General features: G+C 73.7%; 9 protein-coding genes. 4 read left to right on the top strand and 5 right to left on the bottom strand.

Translation table 11 applies throughout. The features are described from left to right. Positions 1-11: 11 nt before the first annotated feature. The 4 genes from EDD27_RS55355 to EDD27_RS06320 are packed head-to-tail and all read left to right on the top strand — an operon-like array spanning position 12 to position 5,002. Entirely contained in the window at positions 12-290 is a 279-nt protein-coding gene (locus EDD27_RS55355; protein ID WP_206641278.1) for a sarcosine oxidase subunit delta, read from the top strand. Further along, positions 287-3,073, top strand: coding sequence for a 2Fe-2S iron-sulfur cluster-binding protein (locus EDD27_RS06330; protein WP_241563893.1), 2,787 nt, complete (start codon positions 287-289; stop codon positions 3,071-3,073). The genes EDD27_RS55355 and EDD27_RS06330 overlap by 4 nt, the downstream gene beginning before the upstream one ends. Beyond that, entirely contained in the window at positions 3,066-3,629 is a 564-nt protein-coding gene (locus tag EDD27_RS06325) for a sarcosine oxidase subunit gamma (RefSeq protein WP_127931515.1), read from the top strand. Before EDD27_RS06330 ends, EDD27_RS06325 begins: the two co-directional genes overlap by 8 nt. Further along, positions 3,626-5,002 carry an L-serine ammonia-lyase gene (locus EDD27_RS06320; RefSeq protein WP_127931514.1) on the top strand — a complete coding sequence of 459 codons (1,377 nt, stop codon included), beginning with the start codon at positions 3,626-3,628 and terminating at the stop codon, positions 5,000-5,002. Before EDD27_RS06325 ends, EDD27_RS06320 begins: the two co-directional genes overlap by 4 nt. Positions 5,003-5,014: 12 nt before the next feature. Here the strand turns inward: EDD27_RS06320 and EDD27_RS06315 are convergent, their stop codons facing one another. The 5 genes from EDD27_RS06315 to EDD27_RS06295 all read right to left on the bottom strand — a co-directional run bounded on the left by EDD27_RS06315 (position 5,015) and on the right by EDD27_RS06295 (position 13,603). Next, on the bottom strand, positions 5,015-6,034 hold the full coding sequence (locus EDD27_RS06315) for a methyltransferase family protein (protein WP_206641277.1): 1,020 nt from the start codon (positions 6,032-6,034) through the stop codon (positions 5,015-5,017). Between the two features lie 70 nt (positions 6,035-6,104). Beyond that, positions 6,105-7,394 (bottom strand): MFS transporter, encoded by a 1,290-nt coding sequence (locus EDD27_RS06310; protein WP_206641276.1) that lies wholly within the window; start codon positions 7,392-7,394, stop codon positions 6,105-6,107. Positions 7,395-7,437: 43 nt separating this feature from the next. After that, the gene (locus tag EDD27_RS06305; RefSeq protein WP_127931513.1) at positions 7,438-11,664 is read right to left on the bottom strand and encodes a non-ribosomal peptide synthetase; all 4,227 of its coding nucleotides are present in this window, start codon (positions 11,662-11,664) and stop codon (positions 7,438-7,440) included. Then, positions 11,661-12,311, bottom strand: coding sequence for a DUF6875 domain-containing protein (locus EDD27_RS06300; protein ID WP_127931512.1), 651 nt, complete (start codon positions 12,309-12,311; stop codon positions 11,661-11,663). Before EDD27_RS06300 ends, EDD27_RS06305 begins: the two co-directional genes overlap by 4 nt. Next, a complete protein-coding gene (locus EDD27_RS06295) occupies positions 12,308-13,603 on the bottom strand; it encodes an FAD-dependent oxidoreductase (protein WP_127931511.1) in 1,296 nt (431 codons plus the stop codon). Before EDD27_RS06295 ends, EDD27_RS06300 begins: the two co-directional genes overlap by 4 nt. Positions 13,604-13,605: the final 2 nt, after the last annotated feature.

Here is a 13,605-nt window from a genome sequence, read left to right as displayed (position 1 = left end):
GGAACGCCACGATGCTGCTGATCCCCTGTCCCTGGTGCGGCCCTCGCGACGAGGCCGAGTTCCACTACGGCGGCCAGGCCCACGTCGCCTACCCGGCCGACCCGGGTGCGCTCTCCGACGAGGAGTGGGCCCGCTACCTGTTCTTCCGCGACAACCCCAAGGGGTCCTTCGCCGAGCGGTGGAGCCACTCGGCGGGCTGCCGCCGCTGGTTCAACGCCGTGCGCGACACCGCCACGAACGAGATCCACGCCGTCTACCGGGTGGGCGAGCCGCGGCCGGTGACGCCGTGAGGCGCGCGAGCGGGGGCCGGATCGACCGCGGCCGCACGCTGCGTTTCCGCTTCGACGGCCGCGACTACACGGGACACCCCGGCGACACGCTCGCCTCGGCGCTGCTGGCCAACGGCGTGCGCCAGGTCGCGACGAGCGTCAAGCTCGGCCGCCCGCGCGGTGTCTTCGCCGCGGGCAGCGAGGAGCCCAGCGCGCTGGTGCAGATCGAGGAGCCGTTCCCCGAGCCCATGCTGACCGCGACCACCGTCGAGTTGTACGACGGCCTGGTCGCGCGCGGGCTGCCCGGCCAGGGCCGCCTGGCCACCGAGCCCGACCCCGCCCGCTACGACGCCACCCACGCCCACTGCGACGTGCTCGTGGTGGGCGCGGGCCCCGCCGGGCTGGCGGCGGCCAGGGCCGCGGCACGCGCGGGCGCCCGCGTGATCCTCGCCGACGAGCAGCCCGAGCCCGGCGGCAGCCTGCTCGGCACCGCCGAGCAGGTGGCGGGCCTGCCGGGCGCCGAATGGGCGGCGGCGGTGACGGCCGAGCTGGCGGGCCTGCCCGAGGTCACGATGTTGCCGCGCACCACGGTCTTCGGCTACTACGACGACAACCACCTCGTCGCCGTCGAACGGCGTACCAACCACCTCGGCGGCGCGGCGCCCGCGCACGTGGCCAGGGAGCGTATCTGGCGCATCAGGGCGAAGCGCGTCGTGCTGGCCACCGGCGCGCACGAGCGGCCTGTCGCGTTCGCGGGCAACGACCTGCCGGGTGTGATGCTGGCCGGCGCCGCGCGGACCTACGTCAATCGGTACGGCGTGCTCCCCGGCCGCCGCGCGGTGGTGTTCACCTCCGGCGACAGCGCCTACGCCGCCGCCCTCGAGCTGGCCGGCGCAGGAGTGGAGGTGGCCGCCATCGTCGACGTGCGGCCCGCGCCCGGCGCGTGCGCCGACCGGGCCCGCGCGGCCGGCATCGAGGTGCTGACCGGGCACGTGGTGACGGCAGCCGCCGGGGACCGCCAGGTCTCCTCGGTCCTGGTGGGACCGCGCCAGGAGGGCGGGGCCGTCGCCGAAGGCGAGCGGTCGTTCGACGCCGACCTGCTGCTGGTCTCGGGAGGCTGGAATCCGGTCGTGCACCTGTTCAGCCAGTCGGGCGGAACGCTGCGGTACGACGAGGCGCTGGGCACGCTGGTGCCCGGAGCGTCGCGGCAGGCGGTCGCGGTCGCGGGAGCGGCGAGAGGCGTGTTCACGCCGGCCGGATGCCTGGAGGACGGCGCCGCGGCGGGCGGCGATGTCCCTGCCGGCGTCGAGGTCGTGCCTCAGGGCGTGCCGTACTGGCTGGTTCCCGCGGCGGACTACGGCACGCACTTCGTCGACCTGCAGCGGGACGTGACCGTGGCGGACGTCGTGCGGGCGACCGGTGCCGGGCTGCGCTCCGTCGAGCACGTCAAGCGCTACACCACCGCGGGCACCGCCCACGACCAGGGCAAGACGTCCGGCCTACTGACCACGGCTGTCATGGCCCACGTCCTGGGCGTCCCGGTGGGCGATCTCGGCAGCACGACGTTCCGCGCTCCGTACACGCCGGTGAGCTTCGCGGCGCTGGCCGGGCGCGACCGCGGCCTGCTGCACGATCCCGTCCGGGTCACGGCGCTGCACGAGTGGCACGCCGCGCACGGCGCGCTGTTCGAGAACGTCGGGCAATGGAAGCGGCCGTGGTACTACCCGCGCCCCGGCGAGGACATGGAGGCCGCGGTTCTGCGCGAGTGCCGGGCGGCGCGGGAGGGCGTGGCGGCGATGGACGCCTCCACGCTCGGCAAGATCGACGTGATCGGGCCCGACGCGGCGGAGTTCCTCGACCGGCTGTACACGAACATGATGAGCACGCTGGCCGTCGGCGCCATCAGGTACGGCGTGATGTGCCGGGCCGACGGCATGGTCTTCGACGACGGCACCGTCATCAGGCTCGCCGAGGACCACTTCCTCGTCACGACCACCACCGGCAACGCGGCGGCCGTCCTCGACTGGATGGAGGAGTGGCTGCAGACCGAGTGGCCGTGGCTGCGCGTGCACCTGACGTCGGTCACCGAGCAGTGGGCCACGGTGGCGCTCGTCGGCCCCGGGTCGCGCGAGGTGCTGAACGGACTCGCCCCCGGACTGGCCGTCGGCGCGGCCGACTTCCCGTTCATGACCTGGCGGGAGGCGGAGGTGGCGGGGATTCCCGCGCGGGTGTGCCGGATCAGCTTCTCGGGCGAGCTGGCCTACGAGATCAACGTGACCTCGTGGGAGGGCCTCGCCCTGTGGGAGGCGATCATGGACACCGGGGTCGTGACGCCGTACGGGACCGAGACCATGCACGTGCTGCGGGCAGAGAAGGGCTACCCGATCGTCGGGCAGGACACCGACGGCACGGTCACGCCGCAGGACCTGGGCATGTCGTGGGTGGTGTCGAAGAAGAAGGCCGACTTCATCGGCAAGCGCTCGTTCGCCCGGGCCGACACGACCCGCGTGGACCGCAAGCAGCTCGTCGGGCTGCTGCCGGAGGACCCAGGGGTGCTGCTGCCCGAGGGGACGCACCTGGTGGAGTTCTCGAGCCTGCCGGAGCCGCCCGTGCCGATGCTCGGGCACGTGACCTCGAGCTACCGCAGCGCGGCGCTGGGGCGTACCTTCGCGCTGGCGCTGGTCAGCGGGGGGCGCGACCGCGTCGGCGAGCGGCTCTACGCGCCGGTCGGCGACGATCTCGTGCCCGTCACCGTGACCTCTCACATCCTGTACGACCCGGAAGGAGCACGCCGCGATGGCTGAGCGCAGGAGTCCGGCCGCGGCCTTCGCCGACCGGTTCGCGACCGCTTCGAAGAGCGAGGCGCTGACGCTGGCGGAGATCCCCTTTCTCCGGCAGGTCAACGTGCGCGTGGACCCGGCGAGCCCGGCCGCGGCGGACCTCGGGGCGGTGCTCGGCGTGGCGCTGCCCGTCTCGCCGGGCACCGCCGTGCGGTCGGGCGAGGTGACGGTGGCCTGGCTGGGGCCCGACGAGTGGCTGGTGATCGGCCCTGAGGGGTACGCGGCCGAGCCGTTGCGCGAAGCCCTCGGCGACCGGCACGGGTCCGTGGTGGACGTGTCGGCGCAGCGCACCACTCTGCTGGTGGGCGGGCCTCGGGCCCGGGATGTGCTGGCCCACGGCTGCGCCCTCGACCTGCATCCTTCGGTGTTCGGCCCGGGCTCGTGCGCGCAGACCATGCTGGCGCGGGCCCAGGTCGTGCTGCTGTCCCAGCAGGAGGGTTTCCTGGTGCTGGTGCGCTCGTCGTTCGCGGCCTACCTGGCCGAGTGGCTGCTGGACGCGGCGACGGAATATGTGACATGAGCATCGGCGTCTTCGACCTGTTCAAGATAGGCATCGGCCCGTCCAGCTCCCACACGGGCGGCCCGATGGCGGCCGCGCACAAGTTCGCCCGAGGCCTGCACGAGGACGGCCTCCTGCCGCGCGTGGCGCGCGTCGAGGCCATCCTGTACGGCTCACTCGGCCTCACCGGCAAGGGCCACGGCAGCGACAAGGCCGTCCTGCTGGGCCTGTCGGGCGAGAAGCCCGAACTCGTGGACGTGGACTCGATCGACGAGCGCCTGGCCGCGATGCGCGCGTCGGGCACGGTCAAGCTGTACGGCACTCACGAGATCCCCTTCGTCGTCGGCGAGGACCTGATCTTCGAACGCAAGATCTCGCTCCCCGAGCACCCGAACGGCATGCGCTTCACCGCCTACACCGCGGACGGCGGCACACTGCGGGAGAAGGTCTACTTCTCGGTCGGCGGCGGCTTCGTCGTGGACGAGCAGGCCACCGGCGCCGACCGCATCAAGCCGGACGACACCCTGCTCCCCTACCCCTTCACCACCGGCGAGGACCTGCTCAAGCACTGCGGGACCACGGGCCTGTCGATCTCTGGGCTGATGCTGGAGAACGAGCGGGCCTTCGGCCGCACCGAGGCGGAGATCCGCGCGGGGATCCTGGACCTGTGGCGGGTCATGTCCGAGTGCGTGCACCGCGGGATCTCGCGGGAGGGCGTGCTGCCCGGCGGGCTGCGCGTCAAGCGCCGCGCCCACGCGCTGCACCGGCGCCTGCGCAGCGAATCGCCGGAGAAGGACCCGCTGCAGGCCATGGACTGGGTGTCGCTGTTCGCGCTGGCGGTCAACGAGGAGAACGCGGCGGGGGGCCGTATCGTGACCGCCCCGACGAACGGCGCGGCCGGCATCATCCCCGCCGTGCTGACCTACTACACGCGCTTCGTGCCGCGGGCCGACGACGAGGGCGTGGTCCGCTTCCTGCTGACGGCGGCGGCGATCGGCGTGCTGATCAAGGAGAACGCGTCGATCTCCGGTGCGGAGGTGGGCTGCCAGGGCGAGGTCGGCTCGGCCTGCGCCATGGCCGCCGCCGGGCTCACCGAGGTGCTCGGCGGCACGCCCGAGCAGGTTGAGAACGCCGCCGAGATCGGCATCGAACACAACCTGGGCCTGACCTGCGACCCGATCGGCGGCCTGGTGCAGATCCCGTGCATCGAACGCAACGCGGTCGCCTCCATCAAGGCCATCACCGCGGCCAGGATCGCGCTGCGCGGCGACGGCCGCCACTTCGTCTCTCTGGACAAGGCCATCAAGACGATGCGCGACACCGGCCGGGACATGCTGGACAAGTACAAGGAGACCTCGCGCGGCGGCCTCGCCGTCAACGTCATCGAGTGCTGACGGGCCGCCTGATCAGCCATGATCGGCCGGCTTGGTGGCCGTCACGAGGGCGTGCGCCGGCGAGCGGGTGAGCTCCTGCCAGGGACCGGCGGTGCATCCCGCCGCCTCCAGCCATCCCCGGATCGTCTCCGCCGGGTACAGGGCGCCTCCTTGCGTGTGCCACAGGTTGAGCGAGAATCCCGCGCCGAAGGCGAGGTCGGCGGTGGTGCCGCAGGGCAGGCTCTCCAGGACGACCAGCAGGCCGCCTGCCCGTAGCGTGCCCGCCGCCTTGGCGACCAGCGCGGCGGCGTCGGGCGCGCCGAACCCGTGCAGCACGTTGAAGAGCACGGTCACGTCCTGCTCGCCCGGCAGGTCGGCGGTGAGCAGGTCGGCCGTCCGCCAGGTCAGCGGTCCGGCGGAGCGCTCGGTGACGGCGCCGTCGACGATCGTGCCTGACAGCCCGGGGTACGCCCGGCAGAACGCCTCGGCGTACACCCCGTGATCGCCGCCCAGGTCGAGCAGGCTCTTGCTGCCCTCCGGCAGCGGCACCCGCGAGACGACCTCCTCCGCCAGCCACTCGGCGAGGCCGCGTTGCAGGTCGTGGAAGGCCGAGGAGAGGTCCGGGCGGGCGGCGAGCCAGGTGTAGAAGCCGCCCGCCGGCGTCCCGGAGCGCACCGCGGCCGCGAGCCCGTCCCACTGCTCCTCCACGATGGCCTGCCACAGGCCGAGGATCCGCCCGTAGTCGACGGGTGAGGTCGAGCAGAGCCAGGCCGCCGTCGCGGGCGTGTTGGCGTGCCGGCCGTCGTGGCGTTCCACGTATCCCGTGGCACGCAGCAGTCCGAGCAGCTGCTCCAGCCCGTCGGGGGCGGCGCCGACCGCCGCGGCGAGCTCGTCGGTCGTCAACGGTCCGGCGGCGAGCGCGTCGAACAGCCCCAGCGTGCGCGCGGCCCGGATGGCGTGGCAGGCCATGAGGCCGATCAGGTCCAGCATCGGCGCCGGGGCCTCGCCCCGGCGGAAGGCGGCCACCTCGTGGGGTGACAGGTCGACTGGCATGGGGTTCCTCTCAGGTGGCTCTTCCGGTGACTTCTCAGGCGGCTCTTCCGGTGACTTCTCAGGCGACTCTTCAGGCGACGGGGACCGGGACCGGCCGGTGCTCCAGGCGGCGCAGGGCGGGCAGCGTGGCCAGGACGGCGGCCATGGCCAGCAGGAGCAGCCCGTCGAGAAGCAGGACGAAGGCGATCCCACGTCCTTCGCCGACGCCGACGAGCAGACCCACGCTGTCGGCAAGCGCCCCGCCGGGCACCAACGCCGGGTTCAGCAGGTGCTCGGCCACGGGCGCGGCGAGCAGGTAACCGACAGGGACGGCGGCCGATCCGAGGGTGTGCACGGTGCCCATGGCCCGTCCCAGCACGGCCGGATCGATGCGGCTCTGCAGCACGGCGTGCGCGCAGCCGTTCACCACGGGCAGCGTGAACAGGAACCCGGCGGCGGCCAGCCCAACCAGCAGCGGCGAGGGACTCAACGTGTGCAGCACGAGGAAGACCCCGCCGAGCGCCATGAACGCCGTCATCCCGGTGATCTTCCGGCGCGGCCCGCCCCAGGCGCCCATGACGAGGCCGCCGGCGAGCATGCCCGCGCCTCCGGCGAACATCAGCACCCCCAGCACCCCGGGGTCGGCGAAGGACAGGATCAGCGGCTGCACCAGCACCCCGGCGACGGCGAAGGTGAAGTTGAATCCGGTCAGCGCGGCCACCAGCGCCGGCAGCCCGGCCCGGGCGCGCAGGTGGCGCAGGCCCGACCCGAGATCCTGCAGTACGGCAGGCCGCTCTGTGGCGGCGCCCGGCCGCAGCACGGCGGCGGGCAGCCGGATCAGCAGCAGGGCCGACATGGCGACGCCGAAAGTGGCCAGGTCGAGCACCACCACCCCGGTCATCCCGACCGTGGCCAGGAGCGTGGCCCCGAGGACGGGCGCGGCGATCTGGATGCCGGCGGACAGGTGCATGAGCCCGTTGGCGCGGCCCAGGTGCCGTTCGGGGATCAGCAGCGGCGTCATGGCCTGGTAGGCGGTCAGGTGGAAGGCGCCGCACGCGCCGCTGACGGCGCCGGCCAGGGCGACGTGCCACACGGCCAGCGCCTGCGTCCAGATCAGTGCGGCGAGGGCGGCCGTCGACAGGGCGGCCAGGCAGTCGGTGACGATCATCACGTGGCGCCGGTCGAACCGGTCGACGATCACCCCGGCGAACGGGCCGATGAGGATGCCCGGGAGCATGCCGCTGAGCACGACGAGCGCGAACCCCGTCGGCGACCCGGTGCTCTGGTACACCCACACGCCGAGCACGAAGGTGGTGAGGCTGGAGCCGACGGACGACAGCAGCGACGCCGTCCAGATGAGCGCGAACCTGACGATGTTCATGCGTCCGCCACCTCCTGGCGCTGGACGAGCGCGCCGTCCGCGTTCATGCGTGCACCACTTCGGCCAGGCGGCCGGCGTAGCGCCGGATGAGCGCGCCGTCAGCGGGCGGGCACACGATCCCGGCGCGGGCGAGGACCCGCTCGGTGTGACCGCAGTCGAAGGCGGGCCGCCGGAACTGCGGGTCCGCCGCGGACAGCACCGGCGCGAACGGCGCCATCGGGCTGTCCGGGCCCAGGTCGCGGGCCTGCGTCCGCCACGTGTCCCACGGCACGCACGTGGCGTCGAGCGCCTCGGCCATCTCCCGGTAGGAGATCGTCGCGCCGTTGAAGTAGTGGAAGTCGCCGGCCGCCGCGGGATCGGTGATCAGGTGGGCGATGCCCGCCGCGACGTAGTCCACGGGTGCCATGTCCTCCTCGATCGGCAGGTCGGGCACCATGCCGAGGCGGACGCACGTGGCCAGCAGGCGGCTGAAGTAGTCGCCCGCGTTGCCCTGGCCGGTCTCGCTGTGCCCGCTGACCCGCGCCGGCCGGTGCACCATGACCGGCAGGCCCGCGTCCCGCGCCCGGCGCACCAGCCGGTCGGCCACCCACTTGCTCTGGTCGTAGCCCGTCTCCAGACCGGCCGGATCGTCCGGGGCGGTCGTCTCGGCCACCACCCGGTCCCGGTGGGCTCCGCCCAGGAAGACGCCGAGGGTGGAGACGAAGTGCAGGCGGGCGCCGCCGAGTCCGGCCAGCCGCAGGGCCTCGACCGTGCCGCCGACGTTGACCGGGCTCATGCGGTGGAAGCTCTCGTGGAAGTTCACCTGCCCGCCGTTGTGGCAGATCACCTCCACCGCGCCGGCCAGTTCGGCGAACCGCTCCTGGTCCAGGCCGAACCGGGCCGAGCCCAGATCGCCGGGCAGCCCGCGCAGCCTGCCCGGCGGCGCGTCCAGCCCGTAGTCCCGCAGGTTGTCCAGCACCCGCTGCCGGGCCTGGTGCTCGTCGGCGGCCCTGACCAGGCAGACGATCTCGGCGTCGGTGCGGGCCAGGAGCTCGCCGATGAGGTGGGCGCCGAGGAAGCCGGTGGCCCCGGTCAGCAGGATCGCCGGGCTGCGCCGTACCGGGGGTAGGGTCCTCGGCCGGACGGCGAGGTCGGGCGGCAGGACGGCGAGCGGTTCCAGGTCGAGGTGCTCCTGCTCGGCTCCGCCCTCCACGGCGGCGGCGAGCTCGGCCAGGTCGGCCGTCTCCAGCACCGCGCGCAGGGACACGTCCATGCCGAGCTCCCGCTTGATCTCCGCCACCACCCGCCCGGCCAGCAGCGAGTGCCCGCCCACCTCGAAGAAGTTGTCCGACCTGCGCACGTCGTGCACGCCGAGGACCCGCTGCCACACCGCGGCCAGCGCCGATTCCGTGCTGGTCGCGGGCGCCTCGCCCGCCGGGCCCGGCAGGGGCGGCAGCGCCGCCTGGTCCACCTTCCCGTGCGTGGTGCGCGGGATGGCGGCGACCATCATGAACGCGGCCGGCACCAGGTATCCGGGCAGCCGTTCGCGCAGGAACGTACGTAACGTGCCCGGCGTCAGCTCCGCCGCGCCGGTCGCCGCGTAGGCGATGAGGCGGTCTCCGGAGACGACGACGGCGCTGTCGGTGACGGCCGGGTGCGCCCTGATGGCGTGCTCTACCTCGGCCGGTTCGATCCGGTGGCCCCGGATCTTCACCTGGCGGTCGCGCCGGCCCAGGAACTCGATCGCGCCGCCCGGCCGTACCCGCGCCAGGTCGCCCGTCCGGTACAGGCGCGCCCCGTCGGGCCCTTCCGGGTCGGGCACGAAGGCCGCCGCGGTCAGGGCCGGCTCGCGTACGTACCCATCTGCCAGGCCGGCCCCGCCCAGATGCAGCTCGCCCACGCCGCCGGTCGGCACCACGCGTCCCGACCGGTCCAGGACGCGGGCGCGCACGTGTGGCAGCGGCGTGCCGATCGGCACCCGGCCCTGGTCGCCGAGCCGGTCCGTGCCGCCGATCCGGTGCACGGTGGCGCAGACGGTGGCCTCGGTGGGTCCGTAGTGGTTGAACAGGGCGCACCTGCCGCGGGTCAGCCGCTGCCAGGCGCGCACATCCTCGACCGGCACCTCCTCGCCGCCGACCATCATGATCTCGACCGGCCAGCTCTCGGGGACGCCTGTCTCGGCCAGGTCGGCGACCCAGCGCCGCCACAACGCCACCGGCGCGTCGACGGCGGTGACGCCGTGCTCGGCACAGAACCGTACGAGCTCCGCGCCGTCCAGCCGAGCCGGCTCGGGATGGATGACCAGGGTGCCGCCGGAGGCGAGCACGGGGAACAGGTCGCCGACGGAGGCGTCGAAGGTGAGGGGCGGCAACATGAGCACCCGGTGCTCGGGCCCGAAGCCGTGCACGTCGACGAACGAGCGGGTGAACTCCGCGACGGCGCCGTGCGGCACCTGCACGCCCTTGGGCGTGCCCGTCGACCCGGACGTGAAGATCACGTACGCCGGGTCGCCGGGGCGCACCCGCCGGCCACCGGACACCGGCGCCCTCGCCCCCGCCACGTCCCCGCCGGACACCGGCACCTTGGCCCCCGCGAACGTGTCCAGCTCGGCCAGCCTGCCGGGCGGCGCGACCACCGCGACCGCCTGCGCCTGACGCAGCAGAAGCGCCGCCCGGGCGGGCGGATGGCCGGGGTCGAGCGGCAGGTACGCGGCCCCGGCGAGCAGAATGCCGATGACGGCGGCGATCCCGTCCGGCCCGGCCGGGAGCGACACCCCGACCACCGCACGCCCGTCGCCGGACTCGGCGAGCGGCTGCAGCCTCGCCGCCAGCTCCAGCGCCCGGGACACCAGCTCGCCGTACGGGAGCGACTCCCCCGGGGCCAGGACGGCGGGCCGGTCCGGGGCCTGCTCGGCCTGCCGCACGATCAGGTCCGCCACACTCTCCCAGACCCCGGACGGCGGCGGCGCGGGCGGTGCGGCACGGCCCGCCCCGGCGTCGAAGGAGATCCGGCTCACCGGCAGGTCCGGGTCGCCGGTGAGGGCCTCGATGGCCGTGGTCAGATGACCCGCCAGGGTCGCCACGGTCTCCGCGTCGAACAGGTCGGCCGCGTAATCGAGGTACAGTTCGACGTCGTCGCCCACGGTGACGTACAGGGTGAGGTCGAAGCGGGCCTCCGGGGCGGGCAGCTCCCAATGTTCGAGCACCAGGTCACCGGCCGTCCGCGGGCGGCCGTCCAGGTGGTCCATGACGAGCATGACCTGGAAGAGCGGGTTGTGGCTGAGGTCGCGGCGGCCTCCGGCCAGCTCCACGACCTCGTCGAACGGCGTGCCGCCGTACGCGAGGGCCTCGGCCACGGTCCGCCTGCTCTGCCGGAGGAGGTCCGCCACGGTGGGGTCGCCGCCGAGATCCAGCCGCAGCGCGACGGTGTTGGCGAACATGCCGACCGTCTGCCCGAACTCCGGCGCCGTGCGACCGTCCATCGGGCATCCGACGACGACGACGTCCTGGTCGGCGCACCTGCCCAGCGTGACGCCCAGGGCGGTCAGCACCATGGCGAACACCGTCGTCCTGGTCCTGCGCGCGCCCTCCACCAGGCCGGTGTGCAGGTGGGCGGGCAGGACCCAGCGATGTTGCGCGCCGCGCCCACTCGGTACGGCAGGGCGGGGCCGGTCGGTCGGCAGGCCCAGCAGGGAGGGCGCGCCGGCCAGCCGGGAACGCCAGTAGTCGCGGGCGGCCGGGCTCCGCCGGGCACGGTCCCGGTTCTCCCGGCCGAGCCAGGTGACGTAGCCGGAGAACGGAACGGCAGGCGCGGCGGGCTCGAAGGTCCCGGCCAGCATGCCGTACAGCTCGGTGAGGAGGATCTGCAACGAGCGCCCGTCGCAGATCGCATGGTGCAGGCACAACACGAACACGTGGTCGTCCGGCGCCAGCCGGACGAGCAGCGCCCGCATGAGCGGCGCCCGGCCGAACTCGAACGGCCGGGCCACGAACGTGTCGCACACGTCATGCGCCGTGGCCTCGTCGGGAACCTCCACCAGCTCCAGGTCCACGTCGACCTCGTCGCTCACGATCTGGACCGGGCGCCCGTCCCCGGCGTCCGCCAGCCTCGTGCGCAGCGCCTCGTGCCTGGCGGCCAGGCGGTTCAGTGCCAGGCGCAGCCGGCCGGGGTCGAGGGGCCCGCGTAACCGGTCCCCGGCCCTGACCTGGTAACCGGATGGGTCCTGCCCGGCCTGGTGCAGGAACCACAGCCGTTCCTGGGCGGGCGTCAGGGGGAAGCTCGTGGCCGTCATGGCTTGGTCACCAGGTCTCTCAGGTGCCCGGGCACCTGCTCGCCGAACAGGTCACGGTAGGCGGCCAGGTGCATCTCGTCGGAGACGAGGAACGGCAGGTCGGTCGGCACCATGTGCCTGATCACCAGCATCGGCACCGGGCTGTGCAGCGGGCGGAAGTCGGGGTTCCACAATCCGCTCTTGTCGGGTGGCCCGTCGTGGAACTCTCCGATCATCAGGCCGTGGACCACGTAGGCGTCCTTGAGCTCGCGCTGCGCGGCGTCGATCACCTGCCGCGCGTCCCGCATGCCGGGCAGCAGGACCAGGATGGTCGTCGACTGCGCGGCGGGCCCGCCCCGGGGGGCGAGGTCGAGGAACCAGTCGCGGTAGGGCGCCAGCAGGGTGCTCAGGGACGCGACGGTGTGGCCGTGGCCCGGCTGGACGGCCAGCAGGAAGGTCCCGCGGTCAAGGGACGCCTGCGTGTACGGGCACACCGGCCCGCGCCGGCCCAGCTCCGCGTGCGGCCGGCACAGGTAGGCACGCGCCCACGCGACGACGGCCCGCAGGTCGGCCTGGTGTTCGCCGATCAGAGGGTGGGGGGCGAGGTCCGCCTCCACGTCGGCCGGATCGAACAGGACGAGGGAGTCGTCGTACGGATGTCTGATCATCGAGGGGTCCTCTCGGAGCGCCGCCCGAGCACGGCGAGCAGGCCGGCGACGGCCAGGCCTGCCCCGGTCGCGGCCAGCGCGGCGGCCACCCGGTCCTGACGCCGAGCGCGGCGCAGCGCCTCGCCGTAGGGCACGGTGGTGTGCGAGACGAGCGTGTACAGCGGCACCCAGGTGCCGGGGAACGCCTTGTGCAGCAGCAGGTCGAGGCGCTTCCTGGCCAGGCGCAGCGGCGAGCGCATGCCGTCGCGCAGCTCCAGGAAGTTCTGCGCCGACAGCTCGGCCAGGACGTCGGTGTGCGGCTTGCGGGAGTGCTCGTAGGCCGTGAAGGCGGCCTGCCGGTCGCGCGGGTGCTGGGCCAGCATGCGGTCGAGGACCAGGCAGTCCTCGAACGAGGCGTTCATGCCCTGGCCGTAGAAGGGGTAGACGGCGTGGGCCGCGTCGCCGACGAGGACCATCGTGTCCCGGTGGTGCCACGGCGCGGTGCGTACGGTCGTGAGATGCCCCATCGGCGCGGTGGACGCCTGCTCGTCGAGGTCCGGCACCAGCTCCGCGAGGTGGGGGAAGGCTTCGGACACCGGGTCCGGCGTCTCGTCGCGCGGCAGGAAGAGCGTGCAGGTCAGGCTGTTGTCGATGTTGGGGTGGGCCACCCCGAGACCGCGCTCACCCGGCCAGATGTGCAGGGCCTCCAGCGGTACCGCGGGCCCGCCGCCGGGCCTGGCACGGATGGTGACCTCCTTGTAGCCCCACTCGAGGTACTCGCGGCTGAAGTCGGCCGGCAGGCCACGCTGCATCTCGGTCCTGACGAGCGAGGAGGCGCCGTCGGCGCCGACCACGAAGCCGGCGGCGAGCTCCGTGCCGTCCTCCAGGGTGACGGTGCCGCCGTCCCTGCCGACGGCCACGCACCGGGTCTCGAAGCGCAGCCGCACGCCGGGCTGCTTCTCCGCGTGCTCGACCAGCAGGCAGACCAGCGCGTCCCGCCTGATCGAGTGCAGGATCTGCGACGGGTCCTTGCCGTAGGGATAGAATGCGGGCCGCCGGCCGGCGGTGTGCACCATGCGGCCGCGCATGGGCACGGACAGCCGCTGGGCCTCCTGCCACAGGCCCACCTCGCGCAGGGCCGTGATCGCCCGGGCCGACATGCCCAGGTTGATGGACCGGCCGCCGTCGTGGCGGGCCGAGCGGGGGTCGGGGCGGCGCTCGACCAGGTCGACCTGGTATCCGCGCCGCGCGAGCAGGCTCGCCAGCAGGGGGCCGGCCAAGCCCGCTCCCACGATGACCGCGGTGGAGTCCACGC

This window comes from Nonomuraea polychroma, from assembly GCF_004011505.1.
Lineage (GTDB): Bacteria > Actinomycetota > Actinomycetes > Streptosporangiales > Streptosporangiaceae > Nonomuraea > Nonomuraea polychroma.
Note: the sequence above shows the minus strand (reverse complement) of the source record. Positions and strands in the feature narration are given on the sequence as shown.

What these genes read in the sequence shown, in the direction of transcription:
- EDD27_RS55355 (WP_206641278.1), top strand. Translation starts at nt 12, where the DNA reads ATGCTGCTGATCCCCTGTCCCTGGTGCGGCCCTCGCGACGAGGCCGAG.
- EDD27_RS06325 (WP_127931515.1), top strand. Translation starts at nt 3,066, where the DNA reads ATGGCTGAGCGCAGGAGTCCGGCCGCGGCCTTCGCCGACCGGTTCGCG.
- EDD27_RS06320 (WP_127931514.1), top strand. Translation starts at nt 3,626, where the DNA reads ATGAGCATCGGCGTCTTCGACCTGTTCAAGATAGGCATCGGCCCGTCC.
- EDD27_RS06315 (WP_206641277.1), bottom strand. Translation starts at nt 6,034, where the DNA reads ATGCCAGTCGACCTGTCACCCCACGAGGTGGCCGCCTTCCGCCGGGGC.
- EDD27_RS06310 (WP_206641276.1), bottom strand. Translation starts at nt 7,394, where the DNA reads ATGAACATCGTCAGGTTCGCGCTCATCTGGACGGCGTCGCTGCTGTCG.
- EDD27_RS06305 (WP_127931513.1), bottom strand. Translation starts at nt 11,664, where the DNA reads ATGACGGCCACGAGCTTCCCCCTGACGCCCGCCCAGGAACGGCTGTGG.
- EDD27_RS06300 (WP_127931512.1), bottom strand. Translation starts at nt 12,311, where the DNA reads ATGATCAGACATCCGTACGACGACTCCCTCGTCCTGTTCGATCCGGCC.